A 10,896-nucleotide genomic window follows, 5' to 3' on the forward strand; every position below is an offset into this window, starting at 1 on the left:
GCCAGGGGAACGGGCTCATCGGTGTGCAGTGCGGGGCGTTGGCCAGGTACGCCGGCGGTGCTTGCCGTGGCCGCCGTCAGGTCAGTCCTCTGTGAGGCGGATGGCCTGGGCCGGGCAGGCCGACAGTGCCTCGTCGAGGGTGTCCTCGTCCGGCCCCTCCCCGGATCCGGCGCCGGCCCGGACCCGGCTCAGCCCCTCCTCGTCCTGTTCGAACACCTCGGGTGCGTTCCAGGCGCAGAGCCCCGCGCCGATGCACGCCTCGCGATCCACCTCGATCCTCGCCATCTCCCTCATCCCTCCTCGTCGCTGCCCTTCGCCGGGATCCGTCACCAGGTGACCGGGAACTCGATCAGGCCCTGGATGGTGTCCCCCGGCTTGATCGGCAGCTCTTCCACATCGACGGCCGACCGCAGCCGAGGCAGCCGCCGGAACAGGGTTCCGAGCGCCACCTCGAGTTCCAGCCGCGCCAGGTTCTGCCCCAGGCACTGGTGCACCCCGAATCCGAACGCCAGATGGTGCTGCCCGCTGCGGTCCAGGCGCAGCGCGTCCGGCTCCGGGAAGTGGCCCTCGTCCCGGTTGATCATCGAGGTGTTGAAGACGACGCCCTCGCCCGCCCGGATCACCTGCGCGCCGCAGGGGATGTCCTCGGTGGCCACCCGCAGCAGCTCGTCCACGACCGACAGATGGCGCAGCAGCTCGTCGACCGTCTGCGGCAGCAGGCCCGGATCGGCGCGCAGTGCGGCCAGCCGGTCCGGACGCTTCAGGAGCAGCAGCGTCCCGAGCGAGATCATGTTGGTGGTGGTCTCGTGCCCGGCCACCAGCAGGTTGAACGCCAGCCTGGCTATCTCCTCGCGATCCGTCTGGCCGGTGAGCAGCCGGTCGCGCACGAGTTCGTCCAGCAGCCCGGAGTGCGGGCCGGGTTCGGGCCCCTGACGCTGATGCTGCTCCTTGTCGAGGAGAAGCCCCTCCAGGTACCCGAGCATCTTGCCCCGTGCGGCCGCGGACTCCTCCGGCCCGGACCCGCGCATGACCAGCCGCGACAGCTCCTCGAAGGACGTGTGGTCCTCGTAGGGCACCCCGAGCAGCAGGCTGATCGCCATCGACGGCACGGGCAGCGCGAACGCCGAGACCAGTTCGGCCGGCGGGCCCTGCTCGACCATCGCGTCCAGCAGCTCATCGACGATCTGCTGGATCCGGGGCCGCAGCGCCCTGATGCGCGGCACGCCGAATCCGGGGATCAGCATCCGGCGCTGCCGGCCGTGCTCCGGTTCGTCCGCGTTGAACAGCAAGGGGGGCAAGTGGCGCAGCGCCGTCAGCACATGGCTCGTCATGGGGAAGCCGGGCTTGCGCCGGTCGGCCGACAGCCGCGGGTCGCCGAGCAGCTTCCGGGCCTCGGCGTGGCCGGTCACCGCCCACGCGGTGCTGCCGTCGTAGAGCGTGATGCGGGCCAGCGGGCCCTCCTGCCGCAGGGACTGGTAGCCGGCGGGTGGTTCATAGGGGCAGGTGCGGTCCTGAGGGAAGGGGGTCGGACGGGTCACCGGGCCTCCTCTGGTGTGGTGGTGGGTTTTTCGTCGTCATTCGGCGGGGACGGGACGGCGATACCGATCGGCAGGCCCCTCAGCGCCCGCGGGGCGCGCCGAACCGGGCTGGTTCCGCATCTGCTCGGGCCGTTTCGAATAACACGGCCACTCGGGGATCCTTCTTCGTGTTTTCGTGTATTCGAATAACGGCGGGCGGGAATAGAAGGAATTGAGTTGCGCGCATTCCACAGTCAGGACGCCAAGGATGCCCGGTGGCGGTAGTGGCGCGCTGGAGAGGAAATAGAGGCGCGGTGGAGAACTGCCGGGACAGAAATGAGGAGTTGACATCGCGACAGGCGCGGTGGCACGGTAATTCACAGCAGGGCGGCCGAGCCCGATATCTTCGAATTCCTCTCACGGGCGGCCCTGTCCTTAATAATTTGCCGCCGCGCATCGTCTGTCCACACCACCGCCCTTTCTGTCCGCGGCTGCCTGCCGCGGTTCCCGCCTGCCAAGGAGGCCCCATGGACGCTCCGGTGATCATCGTCGGCGCGGGCCCCGCGGGGCTCGTGCTGGCCGCGGAACTGCGCCTCGGCGGCGTCGAGGCCCTCGTCCTGGACCGGCTCGAGAAGCCGTCGGAGGAGTCGCGGAGCCTGGGTTTCACCGCCCGCGCGGTGGAGCTGTTCGACCAGCGCGGGCTGCTGCCCCGCTTCGGCGACCTGGGGATCAGCGCCTCGGGGCACTTCGGCGGACTGCCGCTGGACTACAGCGTCCTGATGGATGCCCACTTCGGGGCGCGGAGCATCCCGCAAGCCACCACCGAGCGGGTGCTCGGGGAGCGGGCGGCGGAGCTCGGCGCCGACGTCCGGCGCGGCTGGACCGTGGTCGGCCTGCACGACGACGGCGATAGCGTGCGGGTCGAGGTCGAGACCCCCGGCGGGCCGCGCCTGCTGCGCTGCCGCTACCTGGTCGGCTGCGACGGCGGGCACAGCTTTGTGCGCGGTGCCGCCGGCTTCGAGTTCCCCGGGACCCCGTCGACCCGCGAGATGTTCGTCGCCGACATCGGCGGATGCGCGCTCAGGCCGCGTCCGATCGGTGAACGGCTGCCGACCGGCATGGTGATGGCCACCCCGCTCGGCGGCGGCGTCGACCGCATCATCGTCGTCGAACACGGCGTCCCGCCCCGGCGGCGCACCCGGCCCCCGGAGTTCGCCGAGGTGGCGGACGCCTGGGAGCGCCTGACGGGGGAGGACATGCATGGCGGCACCGCACACTGGATCAGCTCCTTCGGCGATGCGACGCGGCAGGTCACCGAATACCGGCGGGGTTCGGTGCTGCTGGCCGGCGACGCCGCCCACACCCATCTCCCGGTGGGCGGCCAGGGCCTGAGCGTCGGCGTGCAGGACGCCGTCAACCTCGGTTGGAAGCTCGCCGCGGTGGTACGCGGGTGGGCGCCGCCGGACCTGCTCGACTCCTACCACGCCGAACGCCATCCCGTCGGCGCCCGGCTTCTGGTCAACACGCTGGCCCAGGGCGTGCTCTTCCTGTCCGGATCGGAGGTCGAGCCGCTGCGCGAGGTGGTCGCGGACCTGATGGAGCTTCCCGAGGTCCGCCGGCATCTGGCCGGGATGGTCAGCGGTCTCGACATCCGCTACGACGTCGGCCCCGGCGCGCATCCGCTGCTCGGTGCCCGCATCCCCAAGCGGGACCTGCGCGGGCCGTCCGGAGCGACGACCACCATCGCGGGCCTGAGCACCGGCCGCGGCGTGCTGCTGGACCTGGCGGACGACCCGGAGCTGCGCCGCGCCGCCGAACCCTGGGCCGACCGGGTCGACGTGGTGACGGCGGCCCCGCACCACCTCCCGGAGGGGTGCCTGCTCGCCGGGACGTCCGCCGTGCTGCTGCGCCCCGACGGCCATGTCGCCTGGGCGGACCCCGGGTGCGGGCCGCTGCCCGACGCGCTGGACCGCTGGTTCGGGACGAGTCGTGTGGCGACCTCCCGTCAGTAATCGCCTTCGAATGAGGAGAGATCGATGCACAGCACCTTGATCGTCGCTCGTATGGACCCGGCGTCGCAGGGCGAGGTCTCCCGTATCTTCGGGGAGTTCGACAGCACCGAGATGCCGGGGCTGATGGGCACCCGCCGCCGTCAGCTGTTCAGCTATCGCGGCCTTTACTTCCACCTCCAGGACTTCGACTCCGACGACGGCGGCGCGGCCATCGAGGAGGCCAAGAACCACCCGCTCTTCGTGAACGTCAGCGCCGACCTGAAGCCGTTCATCGACGCCTACGACCCGGCCACCTGGCGGTCGCCGGCCGACGCGATGGCACAGCGCTTCTACCACTGGAACGCCCGATGAACGAGCGGCCGAGCGACGGCCGCGCCGCGACGCGCGAGATCGGCCTCTTCGACGCGGGCGCGTTCAAGTCCCGGGTGGCGGCGGCCGGCAGCGGCCCGGAGTCCGAGGGCCTGAAGCCGTACCGGACGGGCGTCTCCCTGGTGCGCGCCGAGGACCACGCCGAAGGCCGGTGCTGACATGGGCAGTCGGGTCATCGTCGTCGGTGCCGGGCCCGTCGGGCTGGCGCTCGCCGGTGAACTGCGCGTCGGCGGGGCCGAGGTGACGGTGCTGGAGCGGCTGGCCGCACCGACGACGGAGTCCCGGGCCACCACCCTGGACGCCCGCACCATGGAGCTCCTGGACGAGCGCGGCCTGCTGGCGCCGCTCGGCACCGTGCCCCGCGAACCCCGGGGACACTTCGGTGGTCTGCCCCTCGACCTGGACAGCCAGCCCTCCCCCTTCGCGGGCCAGTGGAAGGTGCCGCAGGCGCGGGTCGAGGCACTGCTCGGCGACCGGGCGCGCGAGCTCGGCGCGGACATCCGGCGCGAGCACGAGGTCTGCGCCCTGCACCAGGCTGCGGACGGCGTGAGCGTCGACGCCGTCGTGCGCGCCGGGCGCGACTCCGGGCGGCGCGTGCGGCTGAGCGCCGAGTACGTGGTCGGCTGCGACGGCGAGGAGAGCACCGTCGGCGCCCTGGCCGGCTTCGAGTTCCCCGGCCGGGACGCCCGCCGCGAGCTGCTGCGCTGCGACCTCCGCGGGGTGGACATCCCCGACCGCCGCTTCCAGCGGCTGCCCGGCGGCTTCGCGGTCGCCGCGACCCGGGAGGGACTGACCCGGGTCATGGTGCACGAGTACGGGCGCGCACCCGCGGCGCGTACTGCCGCGCCCGGCTTCGACGAGGTCGCGGCGGCGTGGTCACGGGTGACCGGGGAGGACATCAGCGGCGGCACCCCGGTGTGGGTGAACGCCTTCGGCGATGTCAGCCGCCAGGCCGCGCACTACCGCCAAGGGCGGGTGCTGCTGGCCGGGGATGCCGCCCACCGCCACCTGCCGGTCGGCGGACAGGCCATCAACCTCGGCCTGCAGGACGCCTTCGACCTGGGCTGGAAGCTCGCCGCCGAGGTCGCGGGCAGCGCGCCGGCCGGGCTGCTGGACTCGTACCACGAGGAGCGGCATCGGGCCGGCCGGCGCGCCATGGCGATCATCGACGCCCAGGCGCTCATCATGCTCGGCGGCCCGGAGATCGAGCCGGTGCGCTCCTTGTTCGGGGAACTCCTCGGCCACCGGGCGGTGCGCGAGCTGCTGGCCTCCCGGCTCGGCGGTCTGGACGCCGGCATCGGCGGCGTGCCCGCGGCCGGGACACCGGACCGCACAGCGAAGGTCCCCTCATGATCACCCGTCGGGCGCTGCTCGGGGCCGGCGTGGCGGGGGCGGCCGCCACGGCGGCCCCCGCCACCCGTGCCCTGGGTCCGGGCGCCGTTGCCTGGAGCCGACTGGGCGGGCACCTGACCGGGGACCTGGTGCTCCCCTCCGATGCCCGGTACGCGGTCGCCAAGCAGCTGGACCTGATGCAGTTCGACGCCATCGCCCCGCAGGCCGTCGCCTACTGCGCAGACGCACGCGACGCGGCGCTGTGCCTCGCCTTCGCACAGCAGAACGGACTGACTCCGGCGGTGCGCAGCGGCGGCCACAGCGCCGCGGGCTACTCCACCGGCACCGGCCTGGTGGTGGACGTGTCCCGGCTGGACTCGGTGCGGGTCGGCGGCGGTTCGGTGACGCTGGGCCCGGGCGCACAGAACATCGACGTGCTGAACACGCTGGCCGGCTCGGGTCTGGCCCTCACCGGCGGCGCGTGCCCGACCGTGGCCGCCGGCGGGTTCGTCCACGGCGGCGGGCTGGGGTTCCTCACCCGGACGCTCGGTATGGCCTGCGACGCACTGACCTCCGCGACGGTGGTGCTGGCGAACGGACAGATCGTCACGGCCTCCGCGCGGGAGCATCCGGACCTGTTCTGGGCGCTGCGCGGGGGCGGAGGCGGCAACTTCGGCATCGTCACGTCCTACACGCTGACGCCGACCGCCCTGTCGCAGGTGGCCACGGCGCGCCTCGGCTACACCTACGACCAGGCGCTCGACATGCTCGACGGCTACTCCCGCTGGCTGGCCGAGTGCCCCCGCACGATCGGCTCGGCGGCGGTGGTCACCCTCGCCGACGCCGCACCGGGAAATGTCCCGACCCCGTCGGTCATCGTGGTCTCCACCGGAACCCCGGCCGAACTCGACGCGGAGCTGGCCAGATTGCACTCCCTGACCGGCAAGCCGGCCTCGCGGCAGACCTCGGTGCTGCCCTACCGTGACCTGATGACCGGGATCTTCGGCTGTGCCGAGAAGACCACCGAGGAATGCCACCGGTCCGGCGCCTTCCCCCGGGGCCAGCTTCCCCGGACCGCGTTCGCGCTGGAGCGCAGCCGCCTGATCCGTGATGCCGTGCCGCGGGACGGCTGGGCGCGCATCCTGGCGCTCTTCGACGACGAGCGGGTGTCCGGCGGCCAGACGCACGGGCTCCAGGTGCTGCCGATCGACGGCGCCGCCCAGGACCTGGACCGCACCGCGACGGCGTTCGTGCACCGCGACAGCCGCTTCTCGGTGAACTTCCAGGGCTTCATGGCGCAGGGCCCGGTCACCGACGAGCTCCGGACCGCCGCGAAGGCCTGGGTCGACGCGGGCTTCGCGGCCGTCGACCCGCTCTCCTCGGGCGAGTCCTACCAGAACTTCATCGACCCGGACCTGACGGATTGGAAGACCTCCTATTACGCCGAGAACTATCCGCGGTTGGTGAAGACCAAGAACAGCTACGACCCTCACGGCCTCTTCAGCTTCGCGCAGGGCATACGCGCGACCTGACGGGGCGTCAGCAGATCGAGATCGAGAGAAAGAGTCAGAAATGGCCAAGCTGGAGAACCTGGACCCGACCACGCCGATGTTCGCGCAGTTCAGGGAGAAGACCGGGCCCATCGTCCTGGCCAACACCTTCGTCGTCCCGAAGGACAAGTCCGAGTCGTTCCTGGCCCACTGGAAGAAGCAGGCCGAGCTCATGAAGGCGCAGCCGGGATTCGTCTCCCTGCAGATGCACCAGGGCACGGCGGGGAGCCAGTTGTTCATGAACGTCGCGATCTGGGAGTCGACCGAGGCCCTCGCCAAGGCGCTCGGCAACCCGCAGTTCCAGGCCATGTCCGCCGAGGTCCCCGACGACATCGTGTCGTACGCGCACATCTTCGAGAAGATCGCCGTCGACGGGCTCTGCGAGGCCTGACCCGGGGATCTCGTACCGCAGAAATCCCGGCGAGCCCGGCACCTCCCGCCGGAGGTGCCGGGCTCGCTTCTTCATCGCCGCGTTCCCGGCCCACAAGGGGCGGAAATCCTCACCTCCCCTCCGGGGAGGGTTGCCATACGCCACAAGCTGCTACTACGGCCCGTCAGACCCACTCTGTGAATGGGGACTTCACCATGGATGTAGGACTTCTCTTCGACCTGCGGAACCCGGAGGGCTGGAAGCGCCCCTGGGCCGACCACTACGCGCGGAGCCTGGAATTCTGCGAGGAAGCGGACCGGCGGGGCGCGGGCGGGCTGTGGTTCACCGAGCACCACCTCTTCGAGGACGGCTATCTGCCGCAGCCGCTGACCTTCGCCGCCGCCGCCGCGGCCCGCACCCGCCGCGCCCGGATCGGCACCTCGGTGGTGCTGCCCGCGCTGCGCAGGCCCGCCCAGCTCGCGGAGGAGGCGGCGATCGTCGACCTCGTGAGCGGCGGACGCCTCGAGCTGGGCATGGGCGCCGGCTACCGGATTCCCGAATACGACCTGATGGGCGCGGACTTCACGCGGCGTTTCCGGCGGACCGAGGAGCACATCCGCGAGGTCCGCCGGCTCTGGGAGGAGGGCGGCGTCACCCCGGGCCCGATCCAGGACCCCGTTCCGCTGTGGGGCGGCTTCTACGGACCCCGCGGCGCACGGATCGCCGGCCGGCTCGGCATCGGGCTGCTGCACATCTCCCACGAGCTGTTCCCGCACTACCGCGAGGGACTGGTCGAGGGCGGCCACGACCCGGCGACCGCCCGAGTCTCCGGCCTGCTGCCGATCATCCTCGCCGACGACCCGGAGGAGGCCTGGGCACGCGTCGCGCCCTGTCTCGCCCACCAGATGAACAGCTACCGGCAGTCGTCCGTGGAGGGCACCGACAAGCCCCGGCCGCCGATCATCCACCCCGACGAGTTCCGCAACCGGACCTCCAACGCCCCCTGGGGGGCCTTGAAGATCCTCACCCCCGCGGAAGCCGCCGCCCAGATCAAGGAGACGGTCGAGGGGCTGCCGGTGGAACACCTGATCTTCTGGGCGAGCATCGCCGGCATGCCGGACGACCTGACCGCCCGGAACATCGAACTGGTCAGCGAGGAGCTGCCGCCGCTGCTGGGCCCGTGACGGCCGCGCGGCGACGATCGCCATGATCTCGTCCAGGCGCCCCCCTGCCCCCGGGGTGACAGGTGATCCACTCCGCAGGCTGCCGCCGACGACCGGCGCGAGCACCCCGGGGGACCGTCACACCAGCCCTTTGACCTGCGGCTTCAAGGTGGCGGAGGCTCACTGGCACCCCCTCTTGTGCAGCCGTACAGCAGGAGGGGGCGGCGTGGTGCGCGAGGAAGCCGACCACGCAGCGCAGCTGGTCGTTGGCCTGGGCCGTGAGCGGGTCCAGAGGCGCTGCGCCGGCCATCGCCCGGGCTGAGCACTCGAGCGCCACCGCCTGGTGGGGGCGGGACCACGCGCGCTCGGGCCCGGCGATGGACGGTGTTCGCTGCCTCCTGCTGCGACCTGAGGTGCGTCCGGCCACGCCGTTTGCGGTGCGGGACGAGCAGGCCGGTGCCCTGGTATCCACCGTCGGCGATGGCGCCACCTGCCGCAACGTGAGGTTCCTGCGCCAGTACGTCGCCACCGGCAACACCCGGCCCTCCAGCCGAAGCCGCCAGCGCCGGCCACCCTGAAGACCGCCACCACGGCGCCCTACCAGCGCCACCAGCCCGGCGGGGCGGACGACAGCGGACGATCCTCGGGTCTTGATCACGCGACTGGCCCGTCCAAGGATGCGGCTCCGGACGCGGCGGCCCAGCCTTGAACCGTGTGTGCGCAAGGACGGGGGCAGCGAAGGCGGAAGACTCGCGCCGGTTCACCGGCACGGCTTCCGGTCCGCGGCCGACCCGCCGTTCGGGAGCCGGGCGGCAAGTCGTTCCTCGAGAAGGCGGCCTATGTGCTGGCGCCCGGGACGGTCGTCTTCGCTCTGCTCTACTACTTCGGCAACGCCTACATCACGTCGTACTACTCCTTCTTCGGCGTCCCGGCGAACGACCTGCAGCTGTCCTCCCAGGGCTACGTGGTGAAAAGTGACGACGCGCTCTTTCTGCCCCTGTGGTTCCTGGTCTGCTGTGGGATCGGCGCGCTGCTCGCCTTCGGGCTGCTCGAGCGGTTGCTGGTGAGGGGCAGCCGGAGCCTGCGCTGCTGGGTGCCCCGGGGACTGCTGGGCGCGGGGACCGTACTGATGCTGCTGGGCCTCGTCGTGTTCCTGGAACCCCCTTGGTACGCGAACGCGGTCACTGACCGTCTGTGGCCCGGTACGACCCGGGAGTTTCTCCCCACACTGGTGGTGGCACTGGGCGCCGCCATGGGAATCTGTGCGGTCCATCTGCGCACCGTGCGCCGGCGTCGCCCGAACACCCACCGGACGGACGACAGGCTGTGGTTGGTCGGCGGGTCCCTGTTCACCGCCATGCTCGTCATGACGCTGTTCTTCGGCATGGCGCGATACGCCCACGATTCCGGTCTGGCACATGCCGGACAGGATGCGAACGGCGGCTATCGCGATAAGCCCCGGGTCCGCGTCTACTCGCGGCAGCCCATCATCTACGACCTGCCCGATGTCGCGCGGGCAGATCTCGGAGCCGGCCACGAGCCATACCGGTACCGGTACCAATGGTTCGTACTGCTGGCGAAGAGCAGCGGCCGGTACTACCTGGTGAGTGAATCATTGCCGCCCTCCGGGCAGGCCACGGTGGTGCTGCTGCCGGACAACGACAGCGTTCGCGTCGACGTCCGCGGAACCGCGCGATGAGTACCTTCCCGCCCCTCAGGAAGTGGACGGTTCGGCACCGGGCCCGGTCCCCCCGGGAGGTGAGTGGGAGCCTGACGGAGAGGGCACGGGTGAGGCAGGAGAGGAAACCGGCGAGACGGCCGGAGACTTGGGCGAGACCGGAGAAGAAGCCGGCGAGGTGGGAGGCGAGGAGTCGCTCTCGGGAGCCGGCGTGGTGGACGAGCCCGTCCTCCCGGCAGAAGGCGTCTTCGACCCGGACGCAGACTTCCCCGGCACGCTCGGCGGTGTCTTGGGGGTGGCACCCGGTTTCGACGCATGCACCACCAGGCTCACCCGAATGGTCGCAGAGGGCGGATCGGTCACGATGACGAGAAGGACCGTGCTGACGCCGGCGACCGTCGGCCGGGACACGATCTCGACCTCGCACGAGTCGCCGGGCTTGAGCGTCCTTCCGGCACACGTCCCCAGACTGGCGGAGACCTGAGGCGGCCGCGAGGATCCCCTGGACCGGTGGGACATCGATCCGGCGGTGCTTGCGGTGGTATGGACGCTCCGGACCTTCACCGGGTGGTCCTCGGTATTGGTGACGCGCACCCGGCCGGTGGAAGAAGACCCGACGTTTGTCGTCGGAACACTCATGCGCGAAGAGTCCCCGGTGTGGACGTGGCCGACCACCGTGCCCGAAGCCGGATCCTTCTGCACCTGGCACCCTGCCACCGCCCACACGGCCGCGGCCACCACGGAAGCACCACACACGACACTCCGGACTGCGCCCCGCATGATCACCCCTGTTCCGATCTGTGTTCGACATTGACTTCCTCCCCCTCCTGAAGGAGGGGGATTCCCTTATGCGGGGGTTGGGCCGGTCGCCCGGCTTTGGGGTTCCTGCTTCACGGACCGACCGG

At 71.3% G+C, this 10,896-nt stretch carries 11 protein-coding genes and 1 pseudogene; 9 read left to right on the top strand and 3 right to left on the bottom strand.

Annotation, left to right across the window (positions count from 1 at the left end; translation table 11 throughout):
• Positions 1 to 81: 81 nt before the first annotated feature.
• Positions 82 to 285, bottom strand: coding sequence for a ferredoxin (locus ACWEN3_RS31550; protein WP_452977616.1), 204 nt, complete (start codon positions 283 to 285; stop codon positions 82 to 84).
• A gap of 41 nt (positions 286 to 326) precedes the next feature.
• Positions 327 to 1,538, bottom strand: coding sequence for a cytochrome P450 (locus tag ACWEN3_RS31555; protein WP_452977619.1), 1,212 nt, complete (start codon positions 1,536 to 1,538; stop codon positions 327 to 329).
• A gap of 506 nt (positions 1,539 to 2,044) precedes the next feature.
• Here ACWEN3_RS31555 and ACWEN3_RS31560 point away from each other — a divergent pair.
• The 7 genes from ACWEN3_RS31560 to ACWEN3_RS31590 all read left to right on the top strand — a co-directional run bounded on the left by ACWEN3_RS31560 (position 2,045) and on the right by ACWEN3_RS31590 (position 8,334).
• A complete protein-coding gene (locus ACWEN3_RS31560) occupies positions 2,045 to 3,529 on the top strand; it encodes an FAD-dependent monooxygenase (RefSeq protein ID WP_452977622.1) in 1,485 nt (494 codons plus the stop codon).
• Positions 3,530 to 3,553: 24 nt separating this feature from the next.
• Positions 3,554 to 3,880 carry a TcmI family type II polyketide cyclase gene (locus tag ACWEN3_RS31565; RefSeq protein WP_452977625.1) on the top strand — a complete coding sequence of 109 codons (327 nt, stop codon included), beginning with the start codon at positions 3,554 to 3,556 and terminating at the stop codon, positions 3,878 to 3,880.
• Entirely contained in the window at positions 3,877 to 4,056 is a 180-nt protein-coding gene (locus ACWEN3_RS31570) for a hypothetical protein (RefSeq protein ID WP_452977628.1), read from the top strand. Before ACWEN3_RS31565 ends, ACWEN3_RS31570 begins: the two co-directional genes overlap by 4 nt.
• Before the next feature lies 1 nt (position 4,057).
• On the top strand, positions 4,058 to 5,251 hold the full coding sequence (locus ACWEN3_RS31575; RefSeq protein ID WP_452977630.1) for an FAD-dependent monooxygenase: 1,194 nt from the start codon (positions 4,058 to 4,060) through the stop codon (positions 5,249 to 5,251).
• Positions 5,248 to 6,762: an FAD-binding oxidoreductase gene (locus tag ACWEN3_RS31580; protein ID WP_452977633.1), complete on the top strand. Its 1,515-nt coding sequence runs from the start codon at positions 5,248 to 5,250 to the stop codon at positions 6,760 to 6,762. The genes ACWEN3_RS31575 and ACWEN3_RS31580 overlap by 4 nt, the downstream gene beginning before the upstream one ends.
• Positions 6,763 to 6,802: 40 nt before the next feature.
• On the top strand, positions 6,803 to 7,171 hold the full coding sequence (locus ACWEN3_RS31585) for an antibiotic biosynthesis monooxygenase family protein (RefSeq protein ID WP_452977636.1): 369 nt from the start codon (positions 6,803 to 6,805) through the stop codon (positions 7,169 to 7,171).
• 194 nt (positions 7,172 to 7,365) lie between these two features.
• A complete protein-coding gene (locus ACWEN3_RS31590; protein WP_452977638.1) occupies positions 7,366 to 8,334 on the top strand; it encodes an LLM class flavin-dependent oxidoreductase in 969 nt (322 codons plus the stop codon).
• Between the two features lie 335 nt (positions 8,335 to 8,669).
• On the opposite strand, the pseudogene ACWEN3_RS31595 reads toward ACWEN3_RS31590, so the two are convergent.
• Positions 8,670 to 8,795: pseudogene (locus tag ACWEN3_RS31595) on the bottom strand (IS5/IS1182 family transposase); the annotation flags it as partial.
• 359 nt (positions 8,796 to 9,154) lie between these two features.
• Here ACWEN3_RS31595 and ACWEN3_RS31600 point away from each other — a divergent pair.
• Together ACWEN3_RS31600 and ACWEN3_RS31605 are read left to right on the top strand one after the other, a co-directional pair.
• Positions 9,155 to 10,012: a hypothetical protein gene (locus tag ACWEN3_RS31600; protein ID WP_452977641.1), complete on the top strand. Its 858-nt coding sequence runs from the start codon at positions 9,155 to 9,157 to the stop codon at positions 10,010 to 10,012.
• Positions 10,013 to 10,034: 22 nt separating this feature from the next.
• Complete coding sequence (locus tag ACWEN3_RS31605; protein ID WP_452977644.1) at positions 10,035 to 10,475, top strand: hypothetical protein; 441 nt, start codon at positions 10,035 to 10,037, stop codon at positions 10,473 to 10,475.
• Positions 10,476 to 10,896: the final 421 nt, after the last annotated feature.

Source organism: Streptomyces sp. NPDC004561, assembly GCF_053602155.1.